Here is an 18295-nt window from a genome sequence, read left to right as displayed (position 1 = left end):
GCGAGGCCAGGACATGACGGCGCGCAGAACCCCGGATTTCCGTCTGGAAGAGGCGATCCGTGACCCCGGCTTCTCGCCGCGCCGGAGCGACGCGGCCGCGCTGGTCGAGCTCGTCGCGGAGGAGGGAGAGCGCACGGACGACGCGGAACGATCGCTTCTGCGCCTCGGCATGGAGGCCGCGCGTGCCGCGATGGAGCGCGCGCGCACGGCCGAGACGAAACCTCGCGCGCGGCTCGTCGCGTTCGTCGGGAAGGTCGCAGCCGAGCACGCCGAGCCCGAGCTGTCGGCGTTCCTGATCGGCGCGCTCGGCGACGCAGATCCGCGGGCGCGTCGCTTCGCGGCGAACGCGCTCGGCAAGCTCCGTGGCCCCGAGGTGTCCGCCGCGCTCGCGGCCGCGCTCGCCGCGGAGAAAGACGCTTCCGCGCGGCGCGCGCTCGCCGCAGCGCTCGGCAAGACCGGCGGCGACGAAGCCGCCCGCGCGCTCCGGGAGCTCGACACGGGCGACGACGAGCTCCTCGCGCGCAGGGCGGCGAAGGCCTCGCTCATGGCGCAGAGGACCGCGGGCCGCGAGGTCCCGTCGACGTTCGAGGTCCACAAGCCCGCGCCGTCTCCCGTGCCCGTCGCGCTCCACTGCCGCGCGGGGCTCGCCCCGATCCTGCGCCAGGAGATCGACCTGCGGCTCGCGCCCCGCCTCGCGCCGGACGGCCGCGAAGATCGCGTCCTCGTCACGCTCGTCGGCCCTCCCGAGCGCCTCTTCGAGGCGAGGACCATGCTCTCCTTCGGCTTCCCGCTCCCGCCCGTGCCGCTCGATCCCGCGGGCGACGTCGCCGAGGCCCTCTCGCGCGCGCTCACGTCGCCCGAGGCCCTCCGGTTGCTCGAACACTTCACGTCCGGCCCCATCCGCTTCCGGATCGCCTGGGCCGGCGGCGGCAAGCGTCGCGCGAGCATCTGGCGCGCGGCCGAGGCGATCGCCGCGGCGAACCCGAAGCTCGTCAACGACCCGACCGAGAGCACGTGGGAGGCGCTCGTGCACGAGCTGCCGGATCGCCAGGCGATCGAGGTCGAGCTCTGCCCGCGCGTCGAGGATCCTCGCTTCACCTACCGCGAGCGCGACGTGCCCGCCGCCTCGCACCCGACGATCGCCGCCGCGCTCGTGCGGGTCGCGGGCGTCCATGCCGACGACGTCGTCTGGGATCCGTTCGTCGGTTCGGGCACCGAGCTCTGCGAGCGTGTGCTCGCCGGGCCCTACGCGCGCCTGCTCGGCACGGACATGTCCGCCGCCGCGCTCGAAGCGGCCCGCCAGAACCTCGCGGCCGTCGGCATCGAGGATGCGGTGCTCGCGCGGGGCGACGCCCTCTCGTTCGTCCCGCGCGGCGCGCCGCCGACGGTCGTCCTGACGAACCCGCCGATGGGACGGCGCGTCTTGCGTGGGATCGACCTCCACGAGTTCTTCGATCGGTTTCTCGCGCACGTCGCGGAGGTCCTCGAGCCGGGCGGCCGCATCGCGTGGATCTCGCCTCTGCCCGCGCAGAGCGCGCGCGCTGCGCGGGAGCTCGGGCTCGAACGCGCGTTCGTGCAGCGCCTCGACATGGGCGGCTTCGACGCGGAGCTGCAGCTCCTCATCAATTCTCGACGGAGAAACGAGCGCGATTTCGGCCGCGGGCCGAGCTCGCCGCGCGAGCCGGAGCGCCGGGGAAGGCCCCGCGCTCCGGGCCGGCGGTGATCACTTCTTCAGCAGCGTGAAGTAGACGCCGGCGCCCACGACGAGCAGCACGAGCGCGATCAGCATGCCGAGGAGCAAGCCCTTCGCGGCGCTCGGCGGCGGCGCGGGCTGCGCCGGTTGCATCGCCATCGGCGGGGACGGCGTGAAGCGCGGCGAAGGCGCGCTCTCCCGCTGCATCGCCATCGGCGGGGGCGGCGTGACGCGCGGCGAGGGCGCGCTCTCCCGCGCGACGGCGAACGGCGACGGCTGGGGCATCGCGGCCGCGCGCATCGCTTGCTCCGGCGAGAGCGGCGGGCGCTCGTCGGCGACGCTCCCGAACAGATCCGGGAGTGAATGGTGCTGCTGCTGCGGCGGGGCCATGTCGGCGAGGTTCGTGGGCAGCGACGTCGACGAGCTCTCCTCCGGCAGCAGCATCGTCGGCTCGGGCGCGCGCACTTCGGGCGCGGGATCGAGCGCGGGCGCCGGCGCGGGCGTCTCGCGCATCACCGTCGCCTCGTCGTCGATGTCGTACCGCGCGGGCGGCGTGGGTTCGTCGCGCAGGGCCGGACCCGCGGCGGCCGCGGCGACCTCGGCCGAGATGGGGTTCACCGGCGTCGCGCGATCGGCCTCCCCGGCGGCGTCGTTCGTCGTCTGCATGAGCAGCTCGATCGGCGCCTCGCGCATCACCGTGGCTTCTTCGTCGTCGCCGTCGTCGATCACCGCCTCGCGGGAGATGCCGCCCACCGGCGGCGCGAGGGGTGTCTTGGAGGACGCAGCGGGCGCATCGGGGCGCGCGCCGACCGCGGCCGGGCGCGTCGCTGCGCGCGCGGCGGGGCCTCCGGGCGCGCGGCCCATCATGCCGAACGCGGGTCCCACCTGCGGAACGACCGGACGCGCGCCGGCCGACGCGGGACCGCTCGCGGAGGTGGGCGCGGCGGGACCAACGTTCGTCGCGGGCGGCGCCGGCCTTCGCATCGGCACCATCGGCACCTTCATGAGCGACGTCTTCGCGTTCTCGTCGTCGTCCTCCAGCAGATCGTGCGCCTTCGGCAGCGGCGCGCCGGGCACCGTCGCGGCTGCGAGCGCGGTGGTGACCGCCGGCATGTTGGGCACCGTCTGGGCCGACGCGCGCGTGGGCGGCGCCGGGCCGGGTTCGCGCTTCGACAGCGCCGCGCGCGCCACCGCCTGCATCGCGGGCATCTGCCGCATGACCGTGCGTGCGTCGTCGTCGTCCTCTTCCGGCTGATCGTCGGCGAGCGCCGGGAGATCTTTCACCGTGGGATCCGGGTGCCACGACTCGAGCGCTTGCCGGAGCGCGGTGATCGCCGAGGCGCGGCGGGTCGCGTCGCGTTCGAACGCGGCGTCGAGGATGTGTTGCAGGTCGTCGTCGCCGACGTCGAACACCGACAGCGGCGAGGGAGACGTCGACACGATCTTCTGCCGGATGCCGTCCTCGTCGCTCGTGTGGAAGGGGCTCGTGCCCGTGAGGAGCATGTAGAGCGTCGCGGCCGCGGCCCACGTATCGTCGGCGAGCGCTGCGGTTCCTTTGAGGATCCGCTCCGGCGAGTGGAAGTCGATCCGGCTCGGCGCAGCGGCGCCGGCGACGAGCATCCCGAGCGAGGTGCGCGGAACGGCCGCCGTCTTCACGGCCGCGGGCGAGACGCCGCCGTGCGCCTGCCCGCGCGAATGCAGCGCCTCGAGCTTCTTCGTGAGCCGGATGGTCCAGCCGACGGCGTCGAGCTCGTTCAACGGGCCGTCACGTGCAATCCGATCCGCAAGCGTTTCCACCGGTGTCCTCAGCCTAGTTGCCGGAGCGACCCGTCGTCTACGACGAGGCTCGTTCGCTCGTGGGAAAATCTGCTAGGGTCGCCGCGTGATGGGTCGGAGTGGTCGCTTCCCTCGATCGACATGGCCCACGTGCCTTCTTCCGCTTGCCCTGCTCGGGTGCCAGCGGGAGCTCGACATGGCCAAGCATTACGACGATCGCAACGCGGCCACAACGATCCGCTACATCGGCGTCCGCGAGGCGACCCGGCAGTACCCCGACTACGGCGTCATCCAAAGCACCATCCTCAAAGAGGACGGCGGCGGCGGCGCGAAGAAGGAAGGGCGTTCGCCGTGAACCACGTGCTCGCGCGCGCGCCCTTCGCGGCCGTGTCGGTCGCGCTCGTGAGCGGGCTCTTCGGTTGCGCCTCGCAAAAAGATCTCGCGGCGGAGCTCGTCGCCGCGGCGACCCCGGGGCACCTCCGGCCCGTCGTGGCGTGCTGGGAGAACGAGTACGAGGCCTCGGGCTTCCAGGGCGAGTACATGGCCACGGTCGAGCTCGAAATCTCGGGCTCCGAGGTCATCGAGAGCGCCCGTGTCACCGCGCTCGATCCGACGGGCGAGAGCCGGAGCGAGAGCGACACCGGCCCGTTCCGCGCGTGCCTGGAGAAGGCCTTCGTGGGGATCGAGCTGCCGAGCAAGGCGGACGCCGACGGGCCCGGCTACAGCTCGATCGTCGGGGCCTCGGTGCGCAACTACAAGATCGCTTTCCTCGGCGATCAGGACGAGCGTCGCAAGACCGCGGGCGGCCGGCAGGCGCACGTGCTCATCGGCCCGCGCGCCGATCGATGCCAGGGCCTCTACGTCTACTACCCGCCGCGCGACACCTCGGCGCTCTTCACGGAGATCGCGCTCGGCAAGTCGAGGGCGGAGAGCGCGCGGGGCAAGGATCGAGACCAGCACGCGCGCGAGCTGCAGAAGACCTACGACCTCCAGCTCGAGCTCGCCGTGCGGCTCCGCGCCGATCTCGCCGACGCCTCGCTCCCGCCCGTGCATCGCAAGCGCCTCACCGAGGCGCTCGATACAGCGCGAACGGAGGCGCGAACGACCGGGGCGGCCATCGGCTGCAAGCCCTTCGAAGACCGACGTTAGTCCTCGGAAAAAGCTAGCATCTCCCCGCTTTCCGCCGCATCACGACGAGGAGGGGACCCATGACGGTGACGAGGGCAGATCTCGAGCGTTGCCTCGACCTCGTGAAGGGCTCGGTCATCGAGCCGCGCGTGGGCCTGTTCGGTCCCGCGAGCCGGACCTGGCACATCGCGCGCGAGGGCGTCGTCTTCCTCGCCGGCGGCGCGGCCGCGCTCGAGCAGCTCGCGCATCCCTTCGTCGCGTACGGCGTCTCGGAGCACTCGGTCACGCGCGAGGACACGTTCGGCCGCTTCCTGCGCACCTTCGAGAACGTCTACGCGATGATCTTCGGCCCGCTCGATCGAGCCCTCCGTTCGGCGCGGGCCGTCCACACGATCCACGAGCGCGTGACCGGCGTGATCACCGCGCCGGCGGGTTCGTGGCCCGCGGGCGCGCGTTACCAGGCGAACGACGAGGGCGCGCTGCGCTGGGTCTTCACGACCTTGATCCTCAACGCGGTGCGCGCCTACGAGCTCGTCATCGAGCCGCTCGAAGAGCACGTGAAGGACGAGTATTACGCGGAGTCGCGGCGCTTCGCGCTCCTCTTCGGCCTCGAAGAGCACGACCTGCCCGACTCGTACGCCGCGTTCGAGCGCTCCTTCGACGACACGGTCCGCTCGGGCGCGATCGTCGTCACGCCTCCCGCGCGAGAGCTCGCGGATTACCTGCTCGCGCCGCCGCACCCCGCGCTCGGCCTCGCCTGGCGCTGGTACACGATGATGACCGCGTCGCTCCTTCCCGCGTCGCTGCGCGAAGGGTTTGGCCTCGCGTTCGGGCCTCGCGAGCTCGGGCGCGTCGACGCCTCGATCCACGCGATTCGCCGCGCTTATCCGCGCATCCCCGCGCGGCTCCGCCACGTCCCCGCCTACACCGCGGCCGAGCGCCGCCTCGCCGCCGGCGACGCCTACGTCCGTGAGCCCGACACCGGTCGACCCTTTCTGCTCAAACTTCTCTTGCGCATGAGCCGCGCGGCCGTCCTCTAGTCCTGCGCTACCCGCGCGCCGGCCGCCTTCGCTCCTTGAACCAGGTTCGCACCTTGCGCATGCGCGAGGCCTGCTTCCACGGCGCCCGCATCTTGCACGTCGACGCCTCGTCCGAGCCCTCCTTCGCGCCCCAGCGCACCTCGGGGCAATCGTTCGGGTTGTACCCGACCTCCAGCGACTCGGCGCGCGAGACCACGTCCGCGAGCGAGAGCGAGAACGACGATCCATCGCTCCGCACGTACGAAAAACGCCGCGCTTCGAGCTCTCGCGCGAGCGTCGCGTCGAGCTCCGCGCGCACCTCGGCCGCCGTCTTCCCCGGCGGCATCGCGTATCGCTCCGGCCTCCGCTCCACGCGCGCCGGCAGCGCGCGCGCCACGTCGATCGCCACGAGCAGCCGCAGATCCCGCGACGGCGTGGAGAAATCCTCCCACGGCCCCACCGTCTCGAAGATGCTCGCCCCGTCCGGCATCTCGACCGATTTGCCGCCGCCTTGCCGGTATTTCCGCCCGTTCTCCACGGACACGACGCGCCCCTTCACCTGCTCCTCCAGCGCGTCGATCGTCTCGATCAAGGCGCGCTGCGGATCGAGTGGCAGCGGCGAGAGCACGTCGTCGACCCGATCGTAAAACCCCTCCACGCCGTGCTCGTACTGCTCCATCGCGTGATCGCCGTGGTCCGGGTGCGCGGCGATCTCCTGGTTCGACAGCGTGCGCAGCGCCCCGCGCTCCACCACGAGCGGCCGGAACCGCTTGAAGCCCGGGCTCCCGAGCGAAGGATCGAGCGCGAAGAGAAAGTTGCCGCGCCAGTACCGCCGCCGCGCCACCGTCCCGTCCGGCTGCCCGTCCACCGCGAGCAGCATCCCCGCCCGCTCGTTCGTCTGCGGCACCCGCTTCACCACGACGAGCACGTGCCCGTACGGATCCGCGTAGATCGTCCCCGGCCGGAGCGATCGTTCGTCGAGACGAACCGGGTAAAAATCGGTCTCGTCGTCGTCGCCCGCGGTCCGCCCCGTCCCCGAGTGCACCGTGTCCGCCAGCGTCGTGCGCACGAACTCCGCGAAGCCCGCCATCGGATCCGTGCGCACGTGCTGCGGCCATTCGAGGCTCGATCGCGGCCGCTTGCAGAACGGCGCTCGCCCGCCGCCGCCGCGCGTGCACGACGAGTACGCGAACGGGAGCTCCATTTTGAACGCAAAGTAAGCCCGGAGCGCGTACGGGAGATCCGCGCAGTCCGGATCGAGCACCGGCGCGTCGTCCCCCGCATCGTCCTCTCCGCGGCCGAGGTGGTCGTGCAGCAAATTTCGCTTCGGATCGCGGATCGCCTCGTGCAGCGCCGGGAACGTGAGCGGCTCGCCGAACGGCGCGTCGAAGAGCGCCTCGATCCACGCCGCGTACAGGTTCTCCGTCGCCTTCCCCCACGCCCCGGAGACCGGCCACATCCCGCGCGCGGCCCGCGGCGCTTCGTCCGTGTCGTCGATCGTCACGTCCTTGCACGCGCGCGCCGTTTGCGCCTCGGCGAGCACCACGCGCAGCGTCCCCGCCTCGGGCGCGGGCACGGTCACGTTCCAGAAGTACGGCCCTGCGCCGCGCCGCTCATCCGCGCGCGCGACCGTTTTTCCTCCCACCTGCACCACGAGCGCCCCTGCGCTCGCCTCGTCGGCGACCGCGACGATCCGGAGCGGCCGCCCGGGGCGCGGCTTGCGCGGCGAGACGAACAGCGCGAACGCGGGCGAGTCCGCGCACGTCTCGATCACCGGCGGCGGATCGTTCGTCGGGACGAACGCTGCGGCGGAGGCTCTGGGCAGCGCCGTCGCGGCGAGCCCGCGGGCTGCCGTGATCGGCGAGGCACGCCCACCGGGCTCACCACAACCGGCGAGCGCCACGAGCGCGACGAAGGCCCCAATCCGCAGCATGGCCCACACTTACCGCGGCGGAAAGCCGGGACGCAATATTCTAGAAGCTGTACTTCGCTCTGGTGAACACGGTCGACCCGCCCGTCTCCGGGGAGCCGAACTTCGTGTAGGGCTTGCCGAGCTGGAGCAGGGCCCCCGCCGCGAGCTCCAGGCCATTGCCGAAGTTGTAATCGAGCTCCGGGAAGATGACCATCGAGAAGCCTTCGGCGCTGAGCGGCGAGATCGTCCTCTTCACGCGCTTGCCCTGCTCGTCGTCCCACGTCTCCTCGACGAGCGGCGTCGCGTCGAGGATCGTGAACAGCCGGAACATGCCCGCCTGGTTCGCGAACTTGAAATCGGCCCCGAGCACCACGTAATCGCCGAGCCGCGGCCGCAAAATCTCGCGCGAGCACGTCTGCCCGTTCTTCGAGAGCGCGCAGGCGAGCACGTTCGATCCCTCGATCGTGCCGCTCTGCCGGACCGCATACCCTTCCTTGATCCAGTCGCCCGCGCCGTACTCGTCCACGAGCCCGTGCACCCACATCGCGTTCACGTACACGTGCTCGCCGAACGTGTAATCGAGGCCGAGCACCCATTTCAGGAACGGCGTGTCGTCCACCACGAGCGGCTGCCGCCCACCGGGCCCGCCGGGCCGCCCGTCGCCGTCGTAATCGTATTCGCCGGCGGCTTGCGGGATCCCGAGCGCGAGCTCGTCGTTTGTCAGCCGGATCGACTGGCTCTGCGGCACCACGAGCGCGCCTTCGAAGCGATACCCGATTCCGTTGATCTCGTCCGAGATCCACTTGAACGGGTTCACCTCGCCCGTGGCGTTCAGACCGTAGACGTGCATCCGCGGATACTCGAGCGTCACGTCGGTGAGCAGGACACCTTCGACGCAATCATTCGCATCGTTCGGGTTACAGCGCTTCCCGAGGGCCTGGCGTGTGTGGTTGCTCCGCGGCTGCGGGAAATCCGTGCGGCCGTTGTAATACGACAGCGCGATGTCGTGCTCCTTGATCGTGCCCGCGATCCGGTAGGCGACCTGCATGTTGTCGAACGCCGGCTCGGGCATGACGGGCGTCACGTTGCCGATGACCGTCGGATGGCCGAACAGCGTCTGCGCCGCGGCCTGCTCGGCGACCACGCGCTGCCGGAGCGAATCCGAGACGAACGGCAATCGATCGAGCTGCGCCACCGCGAGCGAGCCCGAGAGCGGCAGCATCGCGGGCTTGAAGATCGGCACGAGAACGCCGGAGATCGACCATTCCTCCGAGATCCAGTAATCGGCCTTCACCATGAAGTTGGCGATTTGCCGACCGAAGAGCAGCGGATCGCGCAGATCATCGGAGTTCAGGTTGTTCGTCGGGTTGAACTGATCGCCGACGCCCCAGGAGACGACCTGCTGGCCGATGCGCAGGTCGAGCCCCTTCACGAAGAGGCCTTCGGCCTCCATGTAGATCGAGCGCGCCTCGATGCGATACGGGTCGGCCTTCTCGATCCGCGAGAGGTCACCGATCGCCGTCATTCGCTCGGGATAGCCGCTCCACACGAAATCGACCGCCGCGACGCCGTGGAACCGCCCGTAATTCGCGTCGAGCTTCAGGCCGAGCGTATTCCAGTTGCGCTCGACGCCCGCCGGCAGCTCTTGCCGCGAATACCAGTCGCCCACGCCCACGGGCTGCATGCGGAAGCGCAGGTCGCTCTGGATGCGGCCGCTCCAGTCGAGCTCGAGCTCGTCGGCTTGGGCGCTCGTCGCTGTGCCGAGCAGGAGGGCGAGGGCGCAGACGGTCGCGCTGCCCCGGCGGACGTGGCGGTACATGCTGGTTTTTCCTCGGGTCTTTGAAATGCGTCGCGCCGCCCGTCCCGGGGTGGGAGGAGGCGGCGCGCGTATCTACTCTATCTCGGGCGGGGCGAAATCTACTTTTCGAGGCTGCGCTTCGAGAAGAGGTCGTCGCTCAGCTCCTCGTTCACCTTCCACGCCTTGCGGATCATCTTCGTGAAGTGGCCGCCCTTCGTGTGGTCGACCATCTTGAGCTCCTGCGGGCTGCAGACATTACCCTGGCAGTCGTAGGTCGTGCGCGTCTCGGTCTTCACGTGGTTGCCGGCCGCGTTGAAGTACTTGATCTCCGTCGGCAGGTTCTTGTCCTTCGCGACCTTGAACTCGATCTTGCCGTGGGGGACCGTTTGCCCCGCCTTCGCCGTGGCCACGAGCTTCATCTCGGCGGCCGCGTCGGAGGCGACCTGGGCGTCGTAGAGCGGCGCGTACATCTGATTGGCGAGGTCGTCCTGGCTGAAGGCGAGCCCCATGAAGCCCTGGTCGGTCACGTGGCTGGCGATGCGGCGGATCTTCCCGAACGCCGGCAGGTACACGTACATCTGCGTGGGCGAGAGGATGAGGACCTTGGTCCCCTTCATGTCGGCCGGAGCGGTGAACTCCGTGAGGCGCTTCTCGCCCTTGATCCAGACCTTGAGCGCCATTTTTTTCTCGGCCTTGCCGGGCTCCTGGTTCACGACCTCGTACTCGTAGTACTGGGTCTTGGCGCGGTTCATCGCCTCATCCATCCCCTTCAGGGCCTTGTCGCCCGGGGCATCGGCGCTCGCGTGGCCCGCCCACATCAGGGCGGCGGCGAGGAGGGGGGCAGAGGCGGAAAGCCAACCACGGAAGATTCTGCTCATCTCGAACCTCGTTACGTTCAGGGGCTCGTGCTCGTGTCGAGAACTGCGTCCGACGCCTCGGACGAGGCAACGGCGGAAGCTATTCTAGATCCATCGCCGTAGTACCGCGTTTTGCGGGCAAAGAGAGGGATCACCAGCATGGTCGCGAGGGCGGCCGTGACCATCGCCGCGGCTGTCAGGCCTCCGACGTTCTGTAGCGGACGCGCGTCGCCGAGGGTGAGCACGAAGAAACCCGCCGCGACCATGAGGGCGTTCACCCAGATCGCAGGGCCCGTCTGCCGCGCGGCCGTCGTGGCCGACTCCGTCAGCGGGGACTTGTCCGGCGCGCTCCAAGCGACCATCAGGTGCACCGCATAGTCCACGCCGGCCCCGATGATCAAGCTCGCCAGCATCGACGTGCCGATGTCGAGCCGCACGCCCACGAGGCCCATGCCGCCGTAGATGACGGCCATCGTCAGCATGATCGGCAGGATGCCGAGCAGGCCGCTCCAGAACGACCGGAAGAGCGCCGCCATGATCAGGAGCACGCAGCCGAGCGCGAAGAACAGGCTCTTCCACTGGTTCGACTCGACGCTCCGCGACAGGCCCGCGTGCATCACCGGCAGGCCCGTCACCGAGATGCCGAGCTTCTGCGCCGCGTCCCCCGCGGACGGCGGGAGCGCGACCGACGGGACGTCGAGGTCCATCAACGCCATCGCAATGGCCGCATGGAAACGCTCTCCCTTCGGCCCCTCGGGTGCCGTGATCTTCGCCGCGGCGACGAGCTCCTTCGCGCGCGCCATCGCCTCGCTCCGGCGCCAGATCTCCTCGAGGGGGCGATCCACCGTGTCGGCGAGGTCGGTCACGAGCGTGTCGCTCGTGGGTTTGCCCGTGGCCTCGGCGAGCGCCTCCGTGAGCTTCGCCGCCTCCGGGCGCGGGCCGAGCGCCGTGAGCGCGACCGCGACCTTGTCGATCGCCTCGGGGCCTTCGAGCTCCACGCTGCACTCCTCGGAGCCGAGGAACCGCGCGAGCGCCGCCTTCACGGCCTCGGACGCGTCGGGCGCCTTGCCCGACCCGAGCTGCTCGCCGAGCTTCGCCTCCTCGGGCACGGAAACCCCGTATTGCCGGCCGATCGCGGCGATGCGGCTCGTCACGAGCACCCGCGCCCGCTTCGCGACCTCGTCCTTTCGGGGCCCCTTCGCCTCGGCCACCGCGTACGTCGCGGCGATCGCCGTGCTCGTGACTGCGCGGATCTGCTCGATCAGGGGCTCCGTCTCGGCGGCGAGGTTCGTGTCGAGCTTGACCTGCAAGAGCGCCCTCTGCCGATCGTCGGTGACGAGCTGCGTGACCGCCTTTTTCCCTTCGAGGAAGCCGTAGAGCAGCTTCACCTTGGCGGCCGTGTCCGGGATGCGGCGGTCGCCCTCCATCGCCTCGTTGAGCTGCGCGATGACCGCGCCCACGTGGTTCACCGAGCTCACGTGCGGGAGGTCCGCGATGCGATCGGAGAGGACCCGGAGCTCGCGCAGCACGACCGGGTCGGTCATGTCGCCTTCGACCTGGATCTGCAGGAACAGCGAGCCGCCGAAATGGTCGCGCAGGAACGTCTCGGCCTGATCGGGCGGGCTGTTCTTCGAGAAGAACGCCGCGTTGTCCATGCGGCTGTCGACCTTGCCGACGTAAACGCCGCTCGCGATCGCCACGGCCGCGAGCGCCGCGCCGAGGGCCATCCGTCGCCGCTGCGGCAGCGTCGTGAGCCACACGTGGAAACGCGCGGGGCCCTGCGCCGCGGCCGGCTTTCCCTTCAGCCGCACGAGGTAAATCACCGCGGGCACGAACGTGAGCGAGAGGATCAGCGTGATCAGGATGCCGAGCGCCGTGAAAATGCCGAACGTGCGCAGCGGCGCGATGTCCATGACGAGGAAGGACAAAAGGCCGACCACCGTCGTCAGGCCGCTGGCGATGACCGGCGGGCCCACCTCACAGAGCGTCTGCACGAGGGCCGTCGCCGGGTCCTTCTGCTCGTGGGCGACGGGGTAATACCGGGCGAGGATGTGCACGGCATACGCGCTGCCGAGCGCGAACAGAATGACCGGCAGCGAGCCGAGCACGACGTTCACCGATACGCCGAGCGCGCCCATGAGCCCGAGGGACATCACGATGCCGAGGCCCGTGGAGAGCAGCGCGAGGCCGGCGCCGATGAAGTCGCGGAACGAGAGCACCGTGATGAGCACGATGACGAGCACCGCCCACGGCGCGAGCCTCCGCATGTCCTCCTGCGTGACGTCGTAGATGTACGTCGAAATGAACGGCGCGCCGCCCCAGTATTTCGCCTCGCGCGGAAATGCCTCTTCCACCGCGGTGCGGACCTTCTGCGCCACGACCTTCGGCTCGGCCCCGTAGCCGGCGAAGCAATAGAGGAGCGTGGCCTTTCCGTCCGCCGAGATCAGGTTGCCCACCACGTGATCCCGCGACATCACCTTCTCGCGCAGCGCCGCCCGCTCCTCGGGCGTCTCGGGGATCTTGCCGATGAGGTAATCGGTCGTGATGCCGCCCTTCTGCGGATCCGCCACGAAATCGTCCACGTTCGTGAGCGTCATCGCGTAGCCCACGCCGTCCGTCTCGTTCAGACGTTTCGTCAGGTCCCGAAGGCGCGTCAGGAACGCGGGCGCGAGCGCGTCATCCGTGCTGATTCCGACGAGCGCGATGTCGAGGCTGCCGAATCGCTTGCTCACGTCGTAGAAGACGCCCACCTCGGGGTTTTCCCGGGGGAGAAACGAGAGCACGTCGTCGTCGCGATCGACCCGAGACGCAAAAAACAAGCTCGCGAGCGAGAGCAATAGGACCGTGAGGACGATGGTCCACGCCGTCGCTCGACGAACGAGGAGTTGTGCGAAGGCTTGCATTGAGAGGCACTTCCTGGCTTCGGGGCGGTCGCGGAGCAAACCGAAGGCAAAGGGGGATGTCAAGCGCGCAAACGTCCGAGACGTGCGCTTTGCGGCTCGACACGCGGTTGATGCAATGCAGCGTTATCGCGCTGCTATCGCAATGCAAGTGTCAGCGGGATGCCGGCGCGGCCGAGGGGGCCGGAGGCGCGGGCGGCTTCGACGAGCGCCCCCCGGACAAACCGATGATCGCGAGGACCGAGACGAGCGCGAGCACGCCGATCGCGAGGATCACGAAGCCGATCCAGCGTCGCTCCGGCGCCGCCGGCTGCGCGGGCGGGTAGGGCACCGCAGGCTGATTCTGCCCGGTCATGGACGTCCAGCTTGGCGGCGGCGCCTGCGGGGTCTGCGCGCCCCACGCCGGCCTTTGCGCCTCGGGCAAACGCTGGAGCGGCGCCGTCCCTTGCGGGACCGGCATGCCGAGCGGCGCGGCCTGGGGCTGTCCGCCGCCCCAGCCGCTCTGCGGGACGCTCTTCGGAGGCTCGTGCTGCGAAGGCGGCGCGCCCTGCGGATACGAGGGCGGCGGCGCCGGCGGCTCCTTCATCGGCGGCGGCGCGCCCGGCACGGGGTTTCCCGTGAACACCGAGAGCGGAATCGTCTTCGCCACCTTGTGGCTCGACGACGCCGGCCCCGTCATCCCCGGCCGATACACCATCGTGACCGCGAGCCCGCCCTCGTCCCCGTCCTCCGAGGCCGCTTGCGCCGCTGCGCTTCGTATCTTCTCGGTGAGCGCCTCCAGCCGGGCCACGATTTCCCCGGCCGACGCGAAACGCGCCCGTTTGTCTCGTACGATGCACCCGGCGACGATCTCGTCGAGCGCCGGATCGACGCCGGGCACGACGTCGCGCAGCCGCGGGATCGGGGCCGTGAGCACCGCGTGGATCAGATCCGGGCCGCGGCCCGCGAACGGCCGCTGGCCCGCGAAGAGCTCGAACATGAGCACGCCGTACGACCAGATGTCCGTACGCGGATCGAGGTCGGGCGCGCCGGCGATCTGCTCCGGGCTCATGTACGCGGGCGATCCGAGCAGGCCTCCGGGCGCGGTGAGCATCTCGTCGGCGCCCATCGGCTTGCAGAGGCCGAAATCGAGCACCTTCACGAGCTCGTCCGGGGCGTCCGGCTCGCGGTGCAGGAAGACGTTCGCGGGCTTGAGATCCCGATGGATGATCCCCTGCGCGTGCGCGGCGGCGAGCGCGCGGCCGATGTCCCGCGCGATGGGCAAGGCGCGCGCGACGTCCATGCGCCCGTCGCGCTTCACGCAGGCATACAGCGTGTCGCCCGAGAGGAGCTGCATGACGAGGAAGGGATCTTCCTCGGCGGTCTCGCCGACGTCGTAGACCTCGACGACGTTCCGGTGCGCGATCTGGCCGGCCGCGCGGGCCTCGCGCAGGAGGCGGCGCCGCAGGTTGTCGGTCGCGTTCACGATGAGCTTCACCGCGACGTGGCGGGAGGTCATCTCGTGCACGGCCTCCCAGACGACGCCCATCGCGCCCTGGCCGAGCCTACGAGCGAGGCGGTATTTGCCGCCGACCAGGTCACCGGCCTTCATGCGAGGCTCGCATCGTACCACCGCGGCGACGTCCTCCGCGAGGAATCCGTCTTCACCACGCCGGGATCCAGTCGTTTAGAGTAGGCGGCCATGCCGTCACTGTTCTCTCGTGCGGGCCATGCGGCCCTCCTCGCGCTCTTCGTCCTCGCCGCCGGTTGCCGCGACGAGCCTTCTCCCACGCCGGAGGGCCGTGCGTCGCAGGTGCCCGCGAACGAAAAACCCGCCCCCACGTCCCTGTCGTCGGCGAGCCCCAAGGCCACGGCGGCCCCGAAGCCCACGCTCGCCCCGCCGGCGCGCGCGAGCGCCGCGCCTTCGCCCTCGGCGAGCGCCTCCGCGGCCGTCGTCGAGCCCCCGGCCTTGCCGCCCGATCCGGCGCTCGATTGCGACGTGGTCCTCACGCCCGAGGACATCAAGGCCGCGTGCGGGGTCGACGTCGAGGCCGATTCCAAGCAGCCGACGGAGGACATCGGCGCCGAGCGCACCTGCAGCCGTCGTTGGAACAGCAAGGATGCGGGCACGCTCAGCCTGCTCGTCGTGCGCCACGCGAGCGACGCCGAAGCCAAGGATCGCTTCAAGGACATCGAGGGCGAGGTGAGCGGGATCGAGGCGATCTCGGGCCTCGGCGACATCGCGCGCCGCTACGTGAAGAAGGGCGCGGGCGGGCACCCGATCTTCAACGTCGAGGTCGTGAAGGGGCGCTTCGACGTCCAGGTCTTCAACCCGAAGATCACGCTCGGCGACACGACGGTCGGCCCGGTATGTGATCACGCGGGCCTCGAAAAGCTGCTCACCAAGGCCGTCACGCGCCTGCCTTGATCGAGGTCAGCCGGTGCTGCCGTGGACCGGCCGCACGGTCCCGTCCGCGCCGATGCGGATCGCCTTGATGCCGCTCACCGCGTGGAGGAGCAGGAGGGCCGCGTCTCCACGCGGAAAAAGGCGCATCGCGTGCAGCCGCCCCGCGCCGTTCACGTCCTGGCTCGCCTCGTCGTAGACCACCACGTCGGGCGCGGTCGTGATCGCCGCGGGCGTCGCGATCCTCGCGCGTACGCCCGCGTCCGGCGTCCTCCAGACGACGAGCAGCCGCTCGCCGAACGACGCCGCGAGCACGGGGCTCTCGCCGCTCATGGGCGGCGCCGGGCGCGACATCGCATCCCGACCCCGGAAGAGCTCGTCGACCGTGAGGACGATCGGCTTGCACGTGTCTTTCGTGCACGACGCACGTCGCACCTCGTGGGACGCGGACGCCCCGTCGCCGCGGCGAAGGACGAGCGTCGCCTGCGCCGCGTCGTCGTCGCACGTGACGATTTCGGAGACCACGACCGCGCCTGCGGGCCGTGGCAGCTCGTCGGCGCGCACGAGCGGCGATCCGCCGCGGGCATCCCGCCGCGTCATCCATACCGATCCGCCCTCCCGCGCAAGGAGCACGAGGCTCTTCGGCGCGCGGCATGCGGCGAGGTGCACGGCGTCGTGCTGGAGCGCGCCGGCGTCCTCGATCGGGCCTGGCGGGCCCTTCGCGGCCCCGAGCCTGCGCAAAAGGAGGTGGGGTTTGCCCGCGCGCGGCTCGACCCACGCGAGCGCGTCGCCGAGGACGAACACGCTGGAGAAACGCACCCGCGGCGGTGGATCGATCCGCACGCGATCGAGCCGCCGCGTGCCCTCGCTCCGATCGAGCCAGAGCGCGCGCTCCTCGCCGCGCGTGCCGAGCTCCATCTCGACGACCCCCACGACCTCCTTCGCCGCCGAGAAACCGCCGACCACGTGGTACGGCTCGCCGAACGCTTGCCCCGTATCCGCCCGGTAAAACGTCGATCGCGCCGAGCTCCGATCGGCGACCAGCGTGGGCGCTTCGTCGTCGGCCGCGGGCCAGAGGTGCGGTCGCGGCAGGCGGGCGCGCGGCGCGAGGGGCACGCACGAGGCCACGTCGAGGCCCGCGGCGAACGTGCACGACATGGGCGGCCCGCCCCGATCGCCGCGGAACACGAGGCGCAACGTTTGTCCGGGAACGGCGTCCGCGGAGTGATCCCCAAACCCGATCCGCTCGGCGAGGTTCGGCGCGTCGAGGTCCGCCGGCGACGCGGGCGCGGGTGGCAGCGGCACCTCGTTCGGCCCGCCGTCGGGATCGGCCATGCTCCAGATCGACTCCAGCGGCAGATCCGAGCGGGTATACATGTCCCGCGCTTTATCGATCACGCGGGCCGCGAGATCGGCCGGGGGCGCGAGGGCCGCGTGACCCCTTCGCCGCTCGGCGTCCGCGAGCGCCTCGGCGTGCGCGGCGCATCGGCCGGGCCAACCGGGCCCCGACGTGGAGAGGCGCTCGGGATCGGGCAGCGAAACGGCCGTGAGCAGGATCCTCCGCAGCCGCTCGTCCGGCGTCTCGCCCGCCGCGGGAAGCTCGCCGAAGAGGCAACGAAAGAGCGCCGCGCCCGAGCGTTTCGCGTCTCGCGACGCCGACAAACGGGGCACACCGTACCGGATCCCGACCGCGGCTGCCGCGAGCACGAGCGCGCCGATCGCGGCGATCGTGATCCTCCGCCGCCGGTTCGCGCCGCCCTCGGGTTTGGCATCGGCTGAGGCTTGGGTGGCTTCGCCCTCGGGTTTGTCTTCGCTCACGGCTCTCGGCCCGCGCGCGGCAGGGGGCCTTCCAGGCGTGGAGAATAGCCGCGAAACAGGCCGCGATGGGAGGTTTCGTGCGCCGCGTGGGGGTCGGCCGGGCCGAGGGCCGCTGCCTCTCTCGGGCCCCGACGATTTCGAGGATCCTGGAGCCGTCATTGTCGCGCGCCCGTGAGCCAGCATTGTCCTGGGGTCCGTCTTGACGCGCGCCCTTTTTTGGCACTAATGCTGGGGGGCTGGTTCCCCCCGAACATTTCCGCATCGAGAGCGATCATGACCGACCCTTGCATGGATCCGTACGAGGCCATCGCTTATGGCCGCTTCACCGCCGCGCAGATCAACACGCTTCTGCTCGGGCTCGATTTCGAGCTCGACGGGACCCTCCGGCTCATGGCCAGCCGCGTCGCCGCGGCCAGCGAGGCGCTCGAAGCGGCCCTTCTCCGCGCGGGCGTCCCCGAGCTCTTCCTGCACCGCACGCCCGAAGGCACGCCCGACGCGGTCCAGGCTGCGCGCGAGACGTTGCGCGCCCTGGTACACTATGCCGAGTCCTGCCGCGACGGCTACATGATCACGTCGCGGCTGCTCCAGGGAGAATCGCTCAGCACGGCGGTACGCCGCACGCCGGCGAAGCTCCTCGCCCGGCTCGAGCACGCGCGCGAGGCGATCGAGAAGATGAAGGCGATGTTGCCCGAGCACGCGTCCTGGTCGGCCCGCGTGGACGAGACGCGGGCCGCGCTCGCGGCGTTTGACGACGAGGTGCACGCAGGCCGGTCGGAGCGGCGTTCGATGACGGCGGACGTTGCCGCCGCGTGGAACACGTGGCAGCGGGCGTACTCGTCGGCCAAACACGTGGTGCTCGGAGCGCTGGCGGGGATCGACAAGGTGCCGCTGATCCGGGAGGTATTCGACGACCTCGCGGACGAGAGCCCGTCGCGGCTGAGCCAGCTCCCGTCGGTACCGGCGATGTATTGATGGGCGCGGGGGCGGGACGCCTGAAAGCGGCCAGCAACG

The 18295-nt window shown here is 70.6% G+C and carries 13 protein-coding genes; 6 read left to right on the top strand and 7 right to left on the bottom strand.

Annotated features, from left to right (window positions below):
- The first annotated feature begins 13 nt into the window (after positions 1-13).
- Positions 14-1723 (top strand): HEAT repeat domain-containing protein, encoded by a 1710-nt coding sequence (locus QHF85_RS30565; RefSeq protein WP_281330892.1) that lies wholly within the window; start codon positions 14-16, stop codon positions 1721-1723.
- Here QHF85_RS30565 and QHF85_RS30560 read toward each other — a convergent pair whose 3' ends face one another.
- On the bottom strand, positions 1724-3490 hold the full coding sequence (locus QHF85_RS30560; RefSeq protein ID WP_281330891.1) for a hypothetical protein: 1767 nt from the start codon (positions 3488-3490) through the stop codon (positions 1724-1726).
- A gap of 175 nt (positions 3491-3665) precedes the next feature.
- On the opposite strand from QHF85_RS30560, the gene QHF85_RS30555 reads away from it, so the two are divergent.
- The 3 genes from QHF85_RS30555 to QHF85_RS30545 are packed head-to-tail and all read left to right on the top strand — an operon-like array spanning position 3666 to position 5637.
- Complete coding sequence (locus QHF85_RS30555) at positions 3666-3824, top strand: hypothetical protein (protein WP_281330890.1); 159 nt, start codon at positions 3666-3668, stop codon at positions 3822-3824.
- The gene (locus QHF85_RS30550; protein ID WP_281330889.1) at positions 3821-4618 is read left to right on the top strand and encodes a hypothetical protein; all 798 of its coding nucleotides are present in this window, start codon (positions 3821-3823) and stop codon (positions 4616-4618) included. The genes QHF85_RS30555 and QHF85_RS30550 overlap by 4 nt, the downstream gene beginning before the upstream one ends.
- A 59-nt stretch (positions 4619-4677) precedes the next feature.
- Positions 4678-5637: an oxygenase MpaB family protein gene (locus QHF85_RS30545; RefSeq protein ID WP_281330888.1), complete on the top strand. Its 960-nt coding sequence runs from the start codon at positions 4678-4680 to the stop codon at positions 5635-5637.
- Positions 5638-5644: 7 nt separating this feature from the next.
- Here the strand turns inward: QHF85_RS30545 and QHF85_RS30540 are convergent, their stop codons facing one another.
- The 5 genes from QHF85_RS30540 to QHF85_RS30520 all read right to left on the bottom strand — a co-directional run bounded on the left by QHF85_RS30540 (position 5645) and on the right by QHF85_RS30520 (position 14674).
- Positions 5645-7549 carry a hypothetical protein gene (locus QHF85_RS30540; protein WP_281330887.1) on the bottom strand — a complete coding sequence of 635 codons (1905 nt, stop codon included), beginning with the start codon at positions 7547-7549 and terminating at the stop codon, positions 5645-5647.
- A gap of 40 nt (positions 7550-7589) precedes the next feature.
- Entirely contained in the window at positions 7590-9347 is a 1758-nt protein-coding gene (locus QHF85_RS30535; protein WP_281330886.1) for a hypothetical protein, read from the bottom strand.
- Between the two features lie 98 nt (positions 9348-9445).
- Complete coding sequence (locus QHF85_RS30530) at positions 9446-10204, bottom strand: outer membrane lipoprotein-sorting protein (protein WP_281330885.1); 759 nt, start codon at positions 10202-10204, stop codon at positions 9446-9448.
- 17 nt (positions 10205-10221) lie between these two features.
- Positions 10222-13086 carry an MMPL family transporter gene (locus QHF85_RS30525; RefSeq protein WP_281330884.1) on the bottom strand — a complete coding sequence of 955 codons (2865 nt, stop codon included), beginning with the start codon at positions 13084-13086 and terminating at the stop codon, positions 10222-10224.
- Between the two features lie 151 nt (positions 13087-13237).
- Complete coding sequence (locus tag QHF85_RS30520) at positions 13238-14674, bottom strand: serine/threonine-protein kinase (RefSeq protein WP_281330883.1); 1437 nt, start codon at positions 14672-14674, stop codon at positions 13238-13240.
- A gap of 90 nt (positions 14675-14764) precedes the next feature.
- On the opposite strand from QHF85_RS30520, the gene QHF85_RS30515 reads away from it, so the two are divergent.
- A complete protein-coding gene (locus QHF85_RS30515; protein ID WP_281330882.1) occupies positions 14765-15490 on the top strand; it encodes a hypothetical protein in 726 nt (241 codons plus the stop codon).
- Between the two features lie 6 nt (positions 15491-15496).
- Here QHF85_RS30515 and QHF85_RS30510 read toward each other — a convergent pair whose 3' ends face one another.
- Positions 15497-17284 carry a hypothetical protein gene (locus QHF85_RS30510; RefSeq protein WP_281330881.1) on the bottom strand — a complete coding sequence of 596 codons (1788 nt, stop codon included), beginning with the start codon at positions 17282-17284 and terminating at the stop codon, positions 15497-15499.
- Positions 17285-17557: 273 nt separating this feature from the next.
- Between QHF85_RS30510 and QHF85_RS30505 the strand changes: the two genes are divergently transcribed.
- Positions 17558-18256, top strand: coding sequence for a hypothetical protein (locus QHF85_RS30505; RefSeq protein WP_281330880.1), 699 nt, complete (start codon positions 17558-17560; stop codon positions 18254-18256).
- Positions 18257-18295: the final 39 nt, after the last annotated feature.

The organism is Polyangium sp. 6x1, assembly GCF_029946515.1.
Taxonomy (GTDB): domain Bacteria; phylum Myxococcota_A; class Polyangia; order Polyangiales; family Polyangiaceae; genus Polyangium.
The sequence above is the reverse complement of the archived record's forward strand: the minus strand, read 5'-3'. Positions and strand labels throughout refer to the sequence as shown.